Origin of the sequence: Acetobacter sp. KSO5 (genome assembly GCF_044094635.1) — a bacterium.
GTDB lineage: Bacteria > Pseudomonadota > Alphaproteobacteria > Acetobacterales > Acetobacteraceae > Acetobacter > Acetobacter cerevisiae.
In genome coordinates this window covers 1552533-1569200 of sequence record NZ_CP172014.1, presented here as the reverse complement: position 1 = coordinate 1569200, position 16668 = coordinate 1552533, and the positions used below count along the sequence as shown (strand labels likewise).

The window sequence follows — 16668 nt, the reverse complement described above, 5'->3', positions numbered from 1 at the left end:
TTCCGTCATTTGACCCGTGGGCCCCATAAGGTCATCATAAAACCATGATCCTTCTGATCGACAATTATGACAGCTTTACCTTCAATCTCGTCCATTATCTGGGTGAGCTGGGGGAGCGCTGTGATGTGCGCCGTAACGATTCTCTGACGGTAGAAGACGCCATGGCGCTCAAGCCGGAAGCAATCGTGCTCTCACCGGGCCCGTGCTCTCCCAATGAGGCGGGGATCTGTTGTGACCTGATTGCAGCCGCTGCCGGTAACATCCCTGTTTTTGGTGTGTGCCTTGGGCATCAGGCCATTGGGCAGGTATTTGGGGCAAAAGTTGTGAGAGCCCCCACACCCATGCACGGCAAAATCAGCCCGGTCTTTCATGACGGGAAGGACGTCTTTACTGGCCTTCCAAACCCGTTCAACGCCACGCGGTATCATAGCCTGACGCTTGAACCGTCAAGCATTCCGGACAGTCTGGACGTTACTGCCTGGACGGAAGACGGCATCATCATGGGAGTCTGCCACAAGCAGCACCCTATTTCTGGCGTACAGTTTCATCCGGAGAGCATCGCATCCGAATACGGACACGATTTGCTGCGGAACTTCCTTCAGGAAGCGCGTGCGTGGAACGAGAAGAAAACAGCGGCCTGACATGCCGGAGATCACACTTTCCCCTTCGGAAAATCCGGACGCTTTTTTCACCACGATCCTGAACGTTCTGGCCCACGGCAAAACACTGACCAGTGCCGAGGCTGAGGCCGCCTTTGGCATCATCATGGATGGCACTCTGCCTGCGGAGCGGGTCGCGGCTTTCCTGATGGCGCTACGTGTGCGGGGTGAAGATGCTGGCGAGGTTCTGGGCGCAGTCACGGCTTTAAGGAGCCGCATGATCCCGGTACCACAGGTTCCGGCAGACACGATTGATGTCTGCGGAACAGGCGGCGACAACTACGGTACACTGAATGTCTCCACAGCCGTCGCTTTTGTGCTGGCCGCTCTGGGCGTGCCAGTAGCCAAACACGGTAACCGAGCCGTGTCTTCCCGCGCCGGTGCGTCTGATGTGCTCCAGGCTTTGGGCGTGCCCTTGCTGGCTGACCCGGCAGAGCTGTCTCGCCAACTGAATCTGCATAAACTTGTTTTTCTGGCTGCCCCCCATCATCACCCGGCCATGCGGCATGCAGCTCCGGTTAGAAAAGCGCTGGGCATTCGCACCCTGTTCAATCTGTTGGGGCCAATGGTCAACCCCGCCGGTGTGAAGCATCAGCTCATCGGCGTTTTTTCTGCGGAGTGGCTGGATCTGGTGGTTGATGTTCTGCATCGTCTCGGCTCGGAACGGGTCTGGGCCGTTTGTGGTCAGCCAGAGGGGGAAACGCAGGGTATTGATGAACTGACACTGGCTGGCCCCACCCGTGTCGTCGCCCTTGAAAACGGTACCACGCACCCCCTTGTTGTACAGGCCGAAATGGCGGGTCTGCCTTATGCGCCGGTTTCCGCCATTCGGGGCGGGGATGCGACCCATAATGCGCAAGCACTGGAAGCCTTGCTCCGTGGTGCCCATGGGGCTTATCGTGATACAGTTTTGCTGAACGCAGCCTGCGCCCTGCATGTGGCCGGACGGCGTTCCATCCTGAAGGGACTGCACATAGACCCTCAGGCCTTCAGAGAGTGCGTGGCCGATGTCAGTCGCGTGCTGGATAACGGTGCCGCCCTGGCGGTGCTCAATGGTTTGCGTACATCATCTTCTGGTGCGCATGCTCAAGACATGACAGGATGATTATGAACGAAATACCCAATTCGTCCGCTGCCGGAAATTCTGACGTAGAGGCCGGTATTCAGGCAGACCATCTGCCGGATGTGCTCTCGCGGATCTGCGCGCGGACAAGAGTTGAGGTTGAGCACCGTTCAACCCTTGTATCTCTGAAAGAGATGATCGCCAAAGCGCAGGATGTGAAAGAGGCTCCCCGCGGATTTGGACGCGCTCTGAAAGAAAAGGCCGCTGACAGAACAGTCGGGCTGATTGCCGAAATCAAGAAAGCCTCTCCCTCAGCCGGCATCCTGCGTGAAGAGTTTGACCCGGCCCAGATTGCTGTAGGGTATGAGCAGGCGGGCGCTGCCTGCCTGTCCGTTCTGACGGAAAGCTCCTGCTTCCATGGCCAGAATGAAGACCTCCAGACAGCCCGTGCAGCGTGTTCCCTGCCGGTGCTGCGCAAGGACTTCATTCTTGACCCATGGCAGGTTTATGAAAGTCGCGCACTTGGGGCTGACTGCATCCTGATCATCATGTGCATCCTGACGGATGAAGAAGCTCTGGCTCTGGTGGATCACGCCAAAGGGCTGGACATGGATGTGCTGGTGGAAGTGCATGATGAGGATGAACTGAACCGTGCTCTCGCGCTCGATACGTTCCTGATCGGCATTAATAACCGTAATCTCAAGACGTTACAGACCGATATTGAGACAACAAAACGCCTCGCGCCGCTGGTGCCGCCGGACCGGATTATTGTCTCCGAGAGCGGCATCAAAACGCATGGCGATGTGATGTCTCTGGCTGAGATTGGAGTGACAGGTTTTCTGGTTGGGGAATCTCTGCTCCGTCAGCCTGACCCCGGTCAGGCCGCACGGGCTCTGCTGGGGTTTGCCTGACGTGTCTGAAAAGACGCTGACGCATCTCGATGCCTCCGGCCACGCTCACATGGTGGATATCTCGGAGAAGTCCGACACCCACCGAAAGGCTGTTGCAACGGGGGCTATCCTAATGCGACCAGAGACCCTGAACATGATTGTTTCAGGGACGATGCCAAAAGGGGACGTGCTGGCGACTGCCCGCATTGCCGGCATTATGGCGGCCAAGAAAACAGCGGATATTATCCCGCTTTGTCATCCACTGGCACTCAGCCGTGTATCGGTCGATCTGCTGCCGGCTGATGACAAGATCGAGATCACGGTCTCTGTTACAACAAAAGGCGCAACCGGCGTTGAAATGGAAGCGTTAACCGCAGTAAGTGCAGCGGCACTGACTTTGTACGACATGTGCAAGGCGGTAGATCGCGGCATGAGGATTGACGGGATCAGGCTCCTGCATAAAAGCGGGGGGCGGTCCGGCGACTATAATGCGGAGTAATTGATAGGATCATGCAGGATTGAAGACATAAACGACGCAAACTGCGGGTGGTTTCGTTTTTATAAATCCTGAATCCGCAAGACGAATTGTTCACAGTCACAGTTCTTAAACACCAAAAGGAAAAACCGATGGCGGCGGCGCAAGAAAATACAGCGCGTGTGGGAGGAAACGGCCCCTCCTTAACCCGTGAGCAGTTCATGGACGCATTTCATGAGATGCTGCTGATACGTCGGTTTGAAGAAAAAGCCGGACAGCTTTACGGCATGGGGCTGATCGGCGGTTTTTGCCACCTGTATATCGGGCAGGAAGCCGTGGTGGTTGGCATCCAGATGACGCTTAAGGATGGTGACAAGCTCATCACCTCTTATCGTGACCACGGCCAGATGCTGGCTGCCGGGATGACCCCGCGTGGCGTGATGGCCGAGCTGACGGGGCGCGCCACCGGGTATTCCCACGGTAAGGGCGGCTCCATGCACATGTTCTCGCGTGAGAAGAATTTCTACGGTGGACACGGCATTGTCGGCGCGCAGGTGGCGCTGGGTATTGGTCTGGCTTTTGCCAACAAGTATCGCGAAACAGATGAAGTGTCCGTGGCCTACTTTGGGGATGGCGCTGCCAACCAGGGGCAGGTGTACGAAAGCTTCAACCTCGCGGCCCTTCATAAACTACCGTGCCTGTTCATTATTGAGAACAATCTTTACGGCATGGGGACCAGTGTGGAACGCGCCTCTGCGTCTCATGAACTCTGGCGGAATGGTGAGCCCTGGGGCATTCCGGGGAAGCGCGTAGATGGCATGGATATTGCCGCCGTGCATGAAGCCGCAGCAGAAGCCGTGGCGCATTGCCGGGCAGGCAAGGGGCCGTATCTGCTGGAGATGATGACCTATCGCTATCGCGGTCATTCCATGTCCGACCCGGCAAAATACCGCAAGCGTGAGGAAGTGGATCAGGTCCGCAAAACTCGTGATCCTATTGAACATGTGCGCCAGATTCTGCTGGACGCAGGTGTCAGTGAAGACAGCCTGCGCAAGATTGAAGATGACGTAAAAGCAACAGTGAACGATTCAGCTGAATTCGCGCAGACCAGCCCTGAGCCTGATCCTGCCGAGCTTTATACAGATGTGCTGCTAGAGGCGTAACGGATTATGGCGACAGACATTATAATGCCCGCTCTTTCTCCGACCATGACGGAAGGAGCGCTGGCGCGTTGGGTTAAAGCCGAAGGCGATGCCGTTGCTATTGGCGATGTGCTTGCTGAAATCGAAACCGACAAGGCAACCATGGAAGTAGAAGCCATCGAAAGCGGTATTCTGGGCCGTATTCTGGTGCCGGAAGGAACGCAGGATATTGCCGTTAATACGCCTATTGCCATTCTGGTTGCAGAAGGTGAGGCCGTTCCGGATGCGGCAGTGTCTGCCCCGGCAGCAACACAACCAGCCACAACAACCGAAGAGCCTGCTGCACAGCCATCTACTGTGCCCGCAACACCAGCAGCGGCTTCTTTGAGCGCTCCCGAGCCAGAAAAAGACTGGGGGCCGACAGCGGAAATCACCGTGCGTGAAGCTCTGCATGACGCCATGCAGGCTGAATTGCGCCACGACCCGGACGTTTTCCTGATTGGGGAAGAAGTCGCGGAATATCAGGGCGCCTACAAGATTTCTCAGGGTTTGCTGGCCGAATTTGGTGATAAACGCGTGATTGACATGCCGATTACCGAACATGGCTTTACCGGTATGGCCGTTGGTGCAGCCCTGACGGGGCTTAAGCCGATTGTAGAGTTCATGACCATGAACTTCTCAATGCAAGCCATTGATCATATTATTAATTCCGCAGCCAAGACGCTGTATATGTCTGGTGGCCAGATGGGGTGCCCCATCGTCTTCCGCGGCCCTAACGGCGCGGCAGCACGCGTCGGGGCACAGCATTCCCAGTGTTATGGCAGCTGGTATGCTCATGTTCCGGGCCTGAAAGTGGTCGCCCCCTGGTCATCCGCCGATGCCAAAGGGCTTCTCCGCGCAGCCATCCGGGACCCGAACCCCGTTATCGTGCTTGAGAATGAAATTCTCTACGGGCGCAAATTCCCGTGCCCGGTGGATGAAGATTTCATTCTGCCCATCGGCAAGGCCAAGGTTGAGCGGGAAGGGCGGGATGTGACCATCGTGACTTTCTCCATCATGGTCACGACGGCACTGGAAGCCGCCGAAGCACTGGCTCAGCAGGGGATTGAGGCCGAAGTCATCAACCTGCGCAGCCTGCGTCCGCTGGATACGGCCACGATTGTAGAAAGCGTCAAGAAAACCAGCCGTCTCGTCACGCTGGAAGAAGGCTGGCCGTTTGCCGGTATTGGCGCAGAAGTCGCCATGCAGGTGATTGAGCATGCGTTTGACTGGCTGGATGCCCCGCCGGCACGCGTCACCGGCGTAGACGTTCCGATGCCGTTCGCCGCCAATCTGGAAAAGCTGGCCCTGCCGCAGCCCGAGCACGTGGTTGAAGCCGTGCGTCGCCTGATCTGAGGAAAAAGAGATGGCTATAGAACTTCTTATGCCGGCCCTGTCACCCACCATGACGGAAGGCACACTCGCCCGCTGGGTTAAAGCGGAAGGCGAGAAGGTTGCGATTGGCGACGTAATTGCCGAAATCGAAACTGACAAAGCGACGATGGAAGTGGAAGCCATTGAAGATGGCATCCTCGGCCGTATTCTGGTGCCGGAAGGCACGCACGAAATTGCGGTCAATACGCCGATTGCCATTATGGTTGCAGAAGGCGAGACCGTGCCGGAAGCCGGAGCGGTCAACCCCCAAAGCTCTGCGCCGCCTTCACCAGTTGCTCAGCCCGCAACGGCACCGCAGGGTTCGGCTCCCGCTTCTGCGCCAGCCACAACTCCTGCTGCACCCGCGGGGCAGGCCGCCACAGGCAAGCGAATTGTTGCGTCCCCACTGGCAAAGCGTGTTGCCGGCCAGAAAGGACTGGACCTTTCCCGCATTAAAGGGACTGGCCCGAATGGTCGCATCGTGCGCCGGGACGTAGACAACGCTGCGGCACAGGATACGGCGGCTCCGGTCACAGTTGCTGCCGTGGCAGAGGTTCCGGCCCCCACAAGCCGGATCGTCCCGCATTCCAGCATGCGCAAGGTCATTGCCCGTCGCCTGAGCGAAGCAAAAAGCACTATTCCGCACTTCTACGTCTCTGCCGATGTTGAACTGGATGCGTTGCTGGCTCTCCGCTCTCAGCTGAACGCAACATCCCCGGACGAAGGGCCTGACGCCTTTAAGCTGTCTGTTAATGACATGCTGGTCAAAGCCTCCGCCATCGCCCTTAAGCGGGTGCCGAACGTGAATGCGTCGTTTACGGATCAGGCGATGATCCTGCATGACAACGTGGATATTTCCATCGCTGTCTCCATTCCGGACGGCCTGATTACCCCCATCGTCAAGCATGTTGACCAGAAGAGCCTGAAGCAGATCAGTCAGGAAACCAAGGATCTGGTCAAACGGGCACGGGCGGGCAAGCTGAAACCGGAAGAGTTTCAGGGCGGCACGTTCTCCATTTCCAATATGGGCATGTTTGGCGTGCGTGACTTCTCCGCCATCATCAACCCGCCGCAGGCCGCTATTCTGGCCATTGCCGCAGGCAAAAAACAGCCTGTTGTGAAGGGAAATGAGCTAGCCATTGCCACGGTCATGACGGTCACGCTTTCCGTTGACCATCGCGTGGTGGATGGTGCGGTTGCGGCAGAATGGCTCTCGGCCTTCCGGTCAGTGGTCGAATCTCCTCTGACACTTGTTCTTTAACATCGCGTTTGCAGGAAACGACCATGAGCGGAACCGATTTTGACATTATCATCGTGGGTGGCGGACCGGGTGGCTATGTAGCGGCGTTGCGGGCCGCACAACTCGGCCTTTCTGCCGCGGTGGTGGAAGCGAAGCATCTGGGTGGAATTTGCCTGAACTGGGGCTGTATCCCTACAAAGGCTCTTCTGCGCGCCTCTGAAATCAACCATCTTCTGCATGACCTCGGCACCTATGGGTTCAGTGCGGAAAAGGTGGGTTTTGATTTCTCGAAAATCATCGCCCGCTCCAGAGCGGTCTCCAGGCAGCTTTCAAGCGGCGTCGCGCATCTGCTGAAGAAAGCCAAAATTCCGGTTTTTGAAGGCTTCGGCAAGCTGGACGGCGTTACGGGCAGCAAGCGTAAAGTTCTGGTCACACCGGAAAAAGGCGCTCCCGTTACGCTGACGGCGAAGCACGTCATCCTTGCCACAGGCGCACGTGCCCGCGTCCTGCCGGGGCTGGAAGCCGATGGAAAGCTGATCTGGTCTTACCGGGAGGCTCTGGTGCCTGACGCTCTGCCGCGCCGCCTGCTGGTGATCGGCTCAGGGGCCATTGGCAGCGAGTTCGCCTCCTTCTACCGGAACATGGGGTCTGAGGTCACGCTGGTTGAGGTCGCGCCGCGTATCCTGCCTGTGGAAGATGAAGAGATCAGCGCAATGGCGCGCAAATCCTTTGAAAAACAGGGCATGCGGGTGCTGACCAGTGCCAAGGTCGGCACTCTCCGTAAATCTGATACGGATGTCACCGTGCCCGTTGAGGTCAACGGTAAGATCGAAGAGTTCACGGTCGATCGCGTGATCTCGGCAGTCGGGATTGTGGGGAACGTCGAGAAGATTGGTCTGGAAGGCACCAAGATCAAAACAGATCGCACGCATGTGGTCACGGATGCTCTGTGCCGCACGGGTGAACCCGGCGTGTATGCGATTGGTGATCTGGCCGGTGCCCCGTGGCTTGCCCACAAAGCGAGCCATGAGGCTGTGATGTGCGTAGACGCCATCGCAGGAAAGCAGGTGCATCCTATTGATATTACAAAAATTCCCGGATGCACCTATTGCCGTCCGCAGATTGCTTCTGTCGGCTATACGGAAGCCCGCGCCAAAGAGGCTGGCTACAAGGTTCGGGTGGGCAAATTCCCGCTGCTGGCCAATGGCAAGGCTCTGGCCATGGGCGAGCCGGATGGGCTCGTGAAAACCGTCTTTGATGCCCAGACCGGTGAGCTTCTGGGAGCCCACATGATTGGAGCGGAAGTGACGGAAATGATTCAGGGTTATGTCATTGCCCGCACGGGAGAACTGACGGAAGCCGAACTGGCTGAAACCATCTTTCCGCATCCGACCATTTCTGAATCCATGCACGAAGCCGTGCTGGCTGCTTACGACGGCGCTCTGCACTTCTAGTCATAAAGCAGACGGCTGCTCTCGTGGGTGTGATGCCGTCTGATACGCCACCAGGAGCGTTCCTACCTTGACGCAGAGGTAAGAGCGTTCCAGTTCTTCTTAACCCGGAGTGTGGGAGCGGGCGATATCATGTCTACACGCGTCTTGATTGATCATCGGAAGGGCGGGGCAAGCAAAGTCCGCCATCCGGAAAAGGCACACCGGCCAGACAATCCGATTGCCCGCAAACCCGAATGGATCCGCGTTAAGGCCCCAACGCATCCTGTCTATCATGAGACACGCAAGCTGATGCGGGACAACCGTCTGGTGACGGTGTGTGAGGAAGCTGCGTGCCCCAATATTGGGGAATGCTGGTCCCAGCGCCATGCCACCATGATGATTATGGGGGAAATCTGCACACGTGCCTGTTCCTTCTGCAATGTGACCACAGGCCTGCCGCATGCTCTGGATGCGGATGAACCAGCCCGTGTGGCCGAAGCTGTCGCCAAGCTCGGTCTACGTCATGTGGTGATTACATCCGTGGATCGGGACGATCTGGAAGATGGCGGAGCCCGGCATTTCGCACGGGTCATCACGTCCATCCGAAACGCCGCGCCGGAGACGACTATTGAAATTCTCACACCTGATTTTTTACGCAAGAACAACGCATTAGAGATTGTTGTTGAAGCGCGACCTGACGTTTTCAACCATAATCTTGAAACAGTGCCGCGTCTGTATCCAAGCATCCGTCCAGGGGCCCGTTACTACCAGTCCATGCGCCTGCTGGACCGTGTCAAACAGCTGGATGGCTCCATCTTCACCAAGTCCGGGCTGATGCTGGGGCTGGGGGAAGAAAGGATGGAAATCGCTCAGGTCATGGATGACCTGCGTATTGCAGATGTGGATTTTATTACGATGGGCCAGTATTTGCAGCCTACGGTGAAACACGCGGCGGTTGCCCGTTTTGTCACCCCCACTGAGTTTGAGGAGTATGGCGCCATGGCCCGCGTCAAAGGTTTTCTTCAGGTCAGTTCCAGCCCACTGACCCGTTCGTCCTATCATGCTGATGCTGATTTTGCTGAACTGCAGCAGACGCGCAATGCCCGTCTGGCGGGAGCGAACTGATGCCTAAACACGCAGAAAAGCGTGTTCTCGCGTATCGGGCCGATCAGATTTTTGATCTTGTTGCAGATGTTGGGCGCTACCCTGAGTTTCTGCCCTGGTGCGTTGCTGCGCGCGTTCGGACCCGCACAGCAACTGAACTGGTGGCGGATCTGACTGTCGGGTTTGGGCCGTTCCGGGAAAGTTTTACCTCCCGCGTTACGCTCAACCGGCCTGACACCATTATGGTGCAGTATGAAAAGGGGCCGTTCCGATACCTCAAAAACATCTGGAAGTTCACCCCGGACCCGCGTGGGTGCCTTGTCGAATTTTTTGTTGATTTTGAATTCCGCTCCCGCATCCTTCAGGCCGCTATCGGCGTTGTATTCGGGGAAGCAGTCCGCCTTATGGTCTCAGCTTTTCTGCGGCGCGCGCGCGAGGTTTACGGGCCACCAGAGACAGCAGCCACCTTGCCGGAAGAGCATCCTGTCGCACAATAGTTCTCAAAAAGAACGGTTTAGGTTAAACGCTCTAAAATACGCTGGGTGATTGTTACAGGCTGCAATTTTCTGTAGATTACAAATCTGTTGGAAAGTTGCTTTTTGTAAAAGCACTTCAGCGTTTTGGATAAGGACTGATGTTTATGAAAAAATTCTTTGCTGCTACAGCGCTTGTTACTGCCACACTGGCTGCAAGCCCGGTTTTTGCTGCTACGCATCATGACCACGCACACAAACACGCAGCACACTGCTCTGGCACAAAATGTGGTGCTGAAGCGAAAGCTGCAAACAGTGATTCCGCAACGGACGACCTGAACAACCAGAGCCTGTCCGCTGCACAGCGCGCCAATGCTCCGGCTTTTGCTGCTGCCCCGACCGCTCCGGTGACGGCACCTGTTCCGGGCACAACGGTTGGCGTTCCGGCTGCTGGCACGGGCGTGACGGTTCCGGCTGCTCCGGCTGCTCCCACCATGCCGAACGTAACGGCTCCTGCAGTCCCGGCTGCACCCGCTGTTCCGACAGCAACTGTGCCGGCTAACGCTCCTGCTGCCGGTCAGTAAAAAGCAATAACACTCTGAAAATGCAGCTTAATCTGCAATAACAGCGTGTCGCAAAAGAGCGTCAGAGGGATATCCTTCTGACGCTCTTTTTGCATGATTGGCGCTTAATCCAGACGCTGTACCACAAGAGCAAGCGCATACAGAGCAGCCTGAGAGCGAACCTCTGTGCGATCCCCTTTGAAAATCCGAGCTTCCGCACGCACATCGCCACCTCGCACGGCTGTGCCAAACCAGACCAGTCCCACAGGTTTTTCTACTGAACCACCACCGGGACCGGCAATGCCGGAAATGGACACGGAATGTGTCGCATCCTGCGCGATGCCAAGCGCACCGCTCGCCATCTCTCTGACTGTTTCCGCACTCACAGCGCCAAATTGCTGTAATGTATCTGCCTGCACACCGAGAACTGACTGCTTCATGCTGTTGGAATAGGTCACAAGACCGCCTTCGGTCACATCTGATGAGCCTGCGTGATGCGTCAACAGAGCGGCAACCAGCCCTCCTGTGCAACTTTCTGCCGTCACCAGTTTGGCTTCAGCCCGCCTGAGGGCTTCCAGCAGTGTCGCAGAGCGCTGTATCAGTTCGACAGAAATATCTGAGGTCAGAAGGGATGCAGGCATAGCGATCAGCCTTTAGAGGAGGGCAGGTGACGCATCACAAGACGCGCAGCCTTGATGCAACCCGCAGCCATGACACCTGCAACCAGATCATCCCCCATAATGCCTGTCGCGCCATGCTTGCGGTCCAGATAGCCAACCGGACCGGGCTTTTTGATATCGAACAGGCGGAAGAGGGCAAAAGCCAGAACGGAGAGCCCAAGGCTTTTTCGGACGGAAGCAGGATCTTCCGCGTCTTCGGGCAGGCAGGCCAGTAGACTGACCCACATACCCGCAACCTCATCAATCACAATCCAGCTGTGATCTTCGCCTTCTCCTGCACGGTCCGCCGCCCACCAGCCAGCGATGGAGACTACCCCAATTGCCCCAACCAACGCCTTCGGACGTTTGAGGAGAGGCAGCCCCAGCAGCAAAGCCGCTAAAGACCCCACAGTGCCCGGCGCGCGTGGTGCCAGACCACAGCCGCCGAACGTTGCCAGAAAGCGAGACGGTGTCATGCTTATTTCCCCATAGCCGTATAAATCGTCATATTTTCCCACACGCGCTGGACGTAATTTCGGGTTTCAGAGAAGGGAATGCTCTCAATCCAGTCGATCATCTCATCCTGCGAGGCACCGCTGCGGGCGGGATCTCCGGCAGCCGTCAGCCAGCGTGAAAGGCGGCCGGGGCCTCCGTTATAAGCGGCGGCCATGTAAGGCACGACGTTACCGAATTTATCCTGCAAATAAGACAGATAGGCTGCGCCGAGCGCCATATTATTTTCCGGATCATGCAAGCCTGATGCCGTCGCAGCAGAGGCCGGAACACCCGCTCTGCGCACCATATCCCCCGCTGTAGATGGCTTGAGCTGCATCAGGCCAATGGCATTGGATGAACTGATTGCATCAGGATTGAAGTTGCTTTCCTGACGAGACAGACCCAGCACCAGCCCGGACGGAAGCCCTGTGGCCGGGGGCGTATAGGGAGCAGGCCACCCAGAGTGGAGCAGGAACAGTCCATCCCGACCAACCTGACGCGACACCGAGACCGCCACATCAGGCAAATTCAGCCGCATAGCCAGATCACACAAGGCCAGCCGGTCGGACAGAGACACCAGTTGCTGACTGAGCAACATCAGGAAGTCCCGCGCATGCGGCTTATCCCCCCAAGACACGAGCAGTTGGGCCGCCTGAACCAGATCGCTCCCGGCAAGACGGCTGGCTGATGCCGTAGGGTCTCGTTCCGCCGCCAGAGCTTTGACTATGGAAGGCGGGATATGGTCCGGGGCCAGCAGCGTGGTTTCATTGCCAGCCAGCTTAGCTGCTGCCATCTGACCGTAAAACGTTCCGGGATAGCTCGCGGCTCTCTGCCAGTCGGCCTGCGCAGATGCGTTATCCTGCGCTGCCAGACGGGCCCGCCCAAGCCAGTAAAACCCACGACTTTTGGTGATAAGCGCTGAAGAGTCAGCCAGTGGCTTGAAAAAGATATCCGCCTGCGTCGGATTGTGCAGTTTTTGCAGCGCAATCCATCCACTCAGAAACTCTGCATCCAGACGAGCTGCTCCCGAGACGGTGGTATCATTCGCCAGAAACAGAGCGTCCTCATTCTGTCCAGCCTGCACCAGTTCACGCGCCAGCGCATCGCGCTCCCGCCAGAAGGCTGGATGATGCGCCCTGGCTTCAGCCTGCACCCCCGCAGACTTCCAGAGTGCCGCGGCATCCGTGTCGCGCTTCTGGGTCCGCAGCCAACGGAGATGGTCCAGAATGAGGTAAGGATCTGTAGCCTCAGAGGCGGGCAGGGCGGATGCTAATGCTTCTGCACTGGCGTCATTAGCCCGAAAGGCCAGTCGGGCCTGAGCCTGCTTCTGCCGGATAGCACTAAGGTAAGGAACCGTCTGACGCGCTGCTGTCAGCAATCCGGCCTTTTCCTCCCGGTTAAACCGCAGCCAGGAGGCTTCCTGCGTTAGCGCCTGAGGGAAGGTACCAGACAAGGCCGATGCCGCTGTGGAGGCATCATTGCCATTCATCCAGGCCTGCTTTGCCTCTGCGGCAAGATGGCTGGAAAGACCGGAATTCGACGCGCCGACCTGAACCGCACACTGCGCGAGTGCAGGGCCGTAGGTCAGTGTTTGCGCACAAAGTCGCCCCAGAACCGCAGGGTCGGTCTCCTTAGCCAGAGCCTGCTGCATACGGGACTGCAGAAGCTGCCAGCGCGGCCAGACGGGGCGGGTTTTCAGAAAGTCCGCATACTCTTGTGCACTGGCATGCGATGAGCCGACCAGACTGAGCCAGACGGTCAGACGATCAGAGACTGAGCCAGAAACGCCAGCCTGTGAGGGAGACGTAGCCACGGGCTGGGGGAGCGCCTCAGCGGGCGAAGACGAGGCTGTGGGCGTTGCCGTTTCCGGGGGAGCCGAACACGCACTTAAAAGTAGAACAGCCAGCGGCAGAACTGCCTGCCGACGCCATGCGGAAGAATGTAAAACTGACATTCCCGGAAGATCAGCGATCCCGCATGCGCTGGCAAGTCATGATCGGCGCGGGAGAGGGGAGGTCAGCCCATCAATGAGAGAAGGGCAAATGTATCCAGACCTCACCACCACCTTTAACAATCAGCTCAATCGCAACACCGAGAACGATCAGCAGCCCAACCCACGAAATCCATTTGTACTTGTCCAAAAGGCGGGCGATAACGGACGCGGCAACCCCCATCAGCAAGACAGACAGAACCAGACCTGCCACCATCACAGCCGGATGCTCTGCCGCTGCACCAGCAACGGCCAGCACATTGTCCAGACTCATGGAAAGGTCAGCGAGAAGAATGCGCAGCACGGCCTTGCCGAAGCTGCCGGGCGGGGAAGCACCGTCCGCATCGTCATGCGGACCGGCCCGCATCTCCGAGTACATCTTCCAGCACACCCAGAGCAGCAACAGGCCGCCGGCCAGCGTCAGACCGATGATTTGGAGAAGCTGCACGGCGACCAGCGCCATCAGAATACGGATGAGGGCTGCCAGTGCGATCCCGACAAAAATGGCCTTCCGCCGCTCGCTCACTGGCAGAGAGCGCACAACCAGCCCGATCACAACGGCGTTATCTCCCGCCAGCGTGACGTCAATCATCACGACCTGAAGGAAGGCAAAAAGCGCTTTCAGGCTGAAAGCATCAAGAAAACCGTGCACGAAAACTCCGATTCGAGAGGCTGAGATCGCCAAAACAAGCCTCTGAACATCCTGAAAGAACCCGGAGTGTCAAAGTTTTTTGTTTCACGGGCAGACGCGGGGGCCGGAATCGGGTAGAGAGGCCCGCATCATTCCGTTCTCAGGAGGAACACCGCGTTATGGTGCCGCGCTATACTCGCCCTGTCATGGCCGCTATCTGGTCGCCTGAAAATCGCTACCGCATCTGGTTTGAGATTGAAGCACTGGCCTGCGAAGCCATGGCCGAATATGGCGCTGTGCCAAAGGAAGCCGCAAAAGTTGTGCGTGAGAAGGGCGATGCCGCAATGGCCGCTTTCTCCGATGCCGATCTGGCCCGCATTGACGAAATCGAGGCTGAAACACGCCACGATGTGATTGCCTTCCTGACCTGGCTTGCTGAGAAAGTTGGCCCGGAAAGCCGTTTTGTGCATCTGGGCATGACGTCATCCGATATTCTGGATACGTGCCTTGCCGTGCAGCTGACGCAGGCGACCGACCTGCTGCTGAAAGATCTGGACGACGTTCTGGATGCGCTGCGCACCCGTGCGTTTGAACACAAACACACCCTGACCATTGGCCGTAGCCACGGCATCCATGCCGAACCGACCTCCTTTGGTCTGAAACTGGCCGGGCACTATGCCGAGTTCGTCCGTAACAAGGCACGCCTTGAAGCGGCTCGGGCGGAAATTGCCACCTGTGCCATTTCCGGTGCCGTCGGCACTTTCGCTCATCTGGACCCGCGCGTTGAAACCTACGTCGCTGAACGTCTGGGCCTGAAGCCCGAACCGGTCTCCACACAGGTCATCCCGCGTGACCGCCATGCAGCCTACTTCTGTGCGCTGGGGGTGATTGCCAGCGGCATTGAGCGTCTGGCTATTGAAGTGCGCCATCTGCAGCGTTCGGAAGTGCGGGAAGCGGAAGAATTCTTCCACAAGGGCCAGAAGGGCTCCTCCGCTATGCCGCACAAGCGGAACCCGGTGCTGACGGAAAACCTGACGGGTCTGGCGCGCCTTGTGCGGTCTGCCGTTATCCCGGCTCTGGAGAACGTGGCCCTGTGGCATGAGCGGGACATCAGCCACTCTTCCGTTGAACGGAACATCTGCCCGGACGCCACCATTGGTCTGGACTTCGCGCTGGCACGCCTCGCCGGCATGATGAGCAAACTGCTGGTCTATCCGGACCGCATGGCTGCCAACATCGAAAGCCTTGGCGGTGTTGTGCATTCCGGTGAAGTCCTGCTGGCTCTGGCCCGCGCAGGTCTCTCGCGTGAAGATGCCTATCGGATTGTCCAGCGCAACGCGATGGAAACCTGGACCAAACTCGGCACGCCGGAAGGCCGGACGTTCCGTGAAAATCTGGCAGCCGATCCGGAAATTTCCGGGCGCATCCCGGCAGAAACGCTGGATGCCGCCATGGACAGCCGCCAGCATCTGAAGGCGCTGGATGGCCTGTATCAGAAAGTATTTGGGGAACCCGGCCCGGCTCTGTGAGCAGGGGCGTCCCTATATCTTCCATGCCCGAAGCCTGCTATGACGCGTCTGAAGAAGGGAAGGCTGGTTTCAGTCTTCCCCCGGACCGGTTGCAGGGATCGGTTTTAAACGTTCAAGACAGGTAAGGATGACCATGGCCCGTCGCCGCCAGCTTTACGAAGGTAAAGCCAAAATCCTTTTTGAAGGTCCGGAACCCGGCACCCTTGTGCAGTATTTCAAGGATGATGCCACGGCTGGCAACGGTGCCAAAAGCGGCATCATTACCGGTAAGGGCGTGCTGAATAACCGCATCAGCGAGCATCTGATGCTGCGTTTGCAGGAAATCGGCATTCCCACGCACTTCATCCGCCGCATCAACATGCGAGAGCAGCTGGTGAAGGAAGTCGAGATTATTCCGCTTGAAGTTGTGATCCGCAATATTGCTGCGGGGAGCATTGCCAAGCGCTTTGGGATTGAGGAAGGCACACGCCTGCCACGGACCATTGTAGAATTTTACTACAAGAACGATGAGCTGAATGATCCGCTTGTCTCTGAAGACCACATCATCGCCTTCGGCTGGGCGTGCCCGCACGACCTTGAAGACATGACCTCCATGGCCATGCGGGTGAATGATTTCCTGTGCGGCCTGTTCAGCGGCATTGGCATTCAGCTTGTAGACTTCAAACTTGAATTTGGCCGCTCCTGGGAAGGGGACGACATGCGGATTGTGCTGGCGGATGAAATTTCACCCGACAACTGCCGCCTGTGGGACAACCAGACCAACGAGAAGCTTGATAAGGACCGTTTCCGCCGTGACCTGGGCAATGTCCGGGAAGCGTATCAGGAAGTTGCCCGCAGACTGGGCATTCTGCCCGAAGCAGGCAATGGCGGAGACATGAAGGGTCCGGAGACCATGCAGTGACCATGCCG

Annotated in this window: 17 protein-coding genes; 13 read left to right on the top strand and 4 right to left on the bottom strand. The window is 57.6% G+C overall.

All coding sequences use genetic code 11. The features are described 5' to 3' along the window. The first annotated feature begins 44 nt into the window (after window positions 1-44). The 11 genes from ACHQGU_RS07175 to ACHQGU_RS07125 all read left to right on the top strand — a co-directional run bounded on the left by ACHQGU_RS07175 (window position 45) and on the right by ACHQGU_RS07125 (window position 10476). Window positions 45-641, top strand: coding sequence for an aminodeoxychorismate/anthranilate synthase component II (locus tag ACHQGU_RS07175; RefSeq protein ID WP_062248852.1), 597 nt, complete (start codon window positions 45-47; stop codon window positions 639-641). A 1-nt stretch (window position 642) separates the two neighbouring features. Then, on the top strand, window positions 643-1764 hold the full coding sequence (gene trpD, locus ACHQGU_RS07170) for an anthranilate phosphoribosyltransferase (RefSeq protein WP_395496309.1): 1122 nt from the start codon (window positions 643-645) through the stop codon (window positions 1762-1764). A 2-nt stretch (window positions 1765-1766) separates the two neighbouring features. Further along, window positions 1767-2633 carry an indole-3-glycerol phosphate synthase TrpC gene (gene trpC / locus ACHQGU_RS07165; protein WP_395496308.1) on the top strand — a complete coding sequence of 289 codons (867 nt, stop codon included), beginning with the start codon at window positions 1767-1769 and terminating at the stop codon, window positions 2631-2633. A 49-nt stretch (window positions 2634-2682) separates the two neighbouring features. After that, window positions 2683-3111: a cyclic pyranopterin monophosphate synthase MoaC gene (gene moaC, locus ACHQGU_RS07160; protein ID WP_231874897.1), complete on the top strand. Its 429-nt coding sequence runs from the start codon at window positions 2683-2685 to the stop codon at window positions 3109-3111. Window positions 3112-3239: 128 nt separating this feature from the next. Next, window positions 3240-4250: a pyruvate dehydrogenase (acetyl-transferring) E1 component subunit alpha gene (pdhA, locus tag ACHQGU_RS07155; protein ID WP_062140313.1), complete on the top strand. Its 1011-nt coding sequence runs from the start codon at window positions 3240-3242 to the stop codon at window positions 4248-4250. A gap of 6 nt (window positions 4251-4256) precedes the next feature. After that, window positions 4257-5624: a pyruvate dehydrogenase complex E1 component subunit beta gene (locus ACHQGU_RS07150; RefSeq protein WP_062140311.1), complete on the top strand. Its 1368-nt coding sequence runs from the start codon at window positions 4257-4259 to the stop codon at window positions 5622-5624. Between the two features lie 10 nt (window positions 5625-5634). Then, on the top strand, window positions 5635-6903 hold the full coding sequence (locus ACHQGU_RS07145) for a pyruvate dehydrogenase complex dihydrolipoamide acetyltransferase (RefSeq protein ID WP_395496307.1): 1269 nt from the start codon (window positions 5635-5637) through the stop codon (window positions 6901-6903). Between the two features lie 23 nt (window positions 6904-6926). After that, entirely contained in the window at window positions 6927-8336 is a 1410-nt protein-coding gene (gene lpdA, locus ACHQGU_RS07140) for a dihydrolipoyl dehydrogenase (protein WP_395496306.1), read from the top strand. A gap of 129 nt (window positions 8337-8465) precedes the next feature. Beyond that, complete coding sequence (gene lipA, locus ACHQGU_RS07135) at window positions 8466-9440, top strand: lipoyl synthase (protein WP_395496305.1); 975 nt, start codon at window positions 8466-8468, stop codon at window positions 9438-9440. Further along, complete coding sequence (locus ACHQGU_RS07130; protein WP_062140304.1) at window positions 9440-9916, top strand: type II toxin-antitoxin system RatA family toxin; 477 nt, start codon at window positions 9440-9442, stop codon at window positions 9914-9916. The genes lipA and ACHQGU_RS07130 overlap by 1 nt, the downstream gene beginning before the upstream one ends. A 143-nt stretch (window positions 9917-10059) precedes the next feature. Continuing rightward, window positions 10060-10476 (top strand): hypothetical protein, encoded by a 417-nt coding sequence (locus tag ACHQGU_RS07125; RefSeq protein WP_395496304.1) that lies wholly within the window; start codon window positions 10060-10062, stop codon window positions 10474-10476. 104 nt (window positions 10477-10580) lie between these two features. Here ACHQGU_RS07125 and ACHQGU_RS07120 read toward each other — a convergent pair whose 3' ends face one another. The 4 genes from ACHQGU_RS07120 to ACHQGU_RS07105 all read right to left on the bottom strand — a co-directional run bounded on the left by ACHQGU_RS07120 (window position 10581) and on the right by ACHQGU_RS07105 (window position 14251). Beyond that, window positions 10581-11096, bottom strand: coding sequence for a CinA family protein (locus ACHQGU_RS07120; RefSeq protein WP_395496303.1), 516 nt, complete (start codon window positions 11094-11096; stop codon window positions 10581-10583). Between the two features lie 5 nt (window positions 11097-11101). Then, window positions 11102-11590, bottom strand: a complete 489-nt coding sequence (locus ACHQGU_RS07115) for a phosphatidylglycerophosphatase A (RefSeq protein WP_395496302.1) — start codon at window positions 11588-11590, stop codon at window positions 11102-11104. Between the two features lie 2 nt (window positions 11591-11592). Further along, window positions 11593-13563, bottom strand: a complete 1971-nt coding sequence (locus tag ACHQGU_RS07110; protein ID WP_395496301.1) for a transglycosylase SLT domain-containing protein — start codon at window positions 13561-13563, stop codon at window positions 11593-11595. A 70-nt stretch (window positions 13564-13633) separates the two neighbouring features. After that, window positions 13634-14251 carry a YjbE family putative metal transport protein gene (locus ACHQGU_RS07105; RefSeq protein ID WP_082779915.1) on the bottom strand — a complete coding sequence of 206 codons (618 nt, stop codon included), beginning with the start codon at window positions 14249-14251 and terminating at the stop codon, window positions 13634-13636. Window positions 14252-14409: 158 nt separating this feature from the next. On the opposite strand from ACHQGU_RS07105, the gene purB reads away from it, so the two are divergent. Both purB and purC read left to right on the top strand, forming a co-directional pair. Next, the gene (gene purB, locus ACHQGU_RS07100) at window positions 14410-15759 is read left to right on the top strand and encodes an adenylosuccinate lyase (protein ID WP_062140297.1); all 1350 of its coding nucleotides are present in this window, start codon (window positions 14410-14412) and stop codon (window positions 15757-15759) included. Between the two features lie 133 nt (window positions 15760-15892). Next, entirely contained in the window at window positions 15893-16660 is a 768-nt protein-coding gene (purC, locus tag ACHQGU_RS07095; protein WP_061503322.1) for a phosphoribosylaminoimidazolesuccinocarboxamide synthase, read from the top strand. Window positions 16661-16668: the final 8 nt, after the last annotated feature.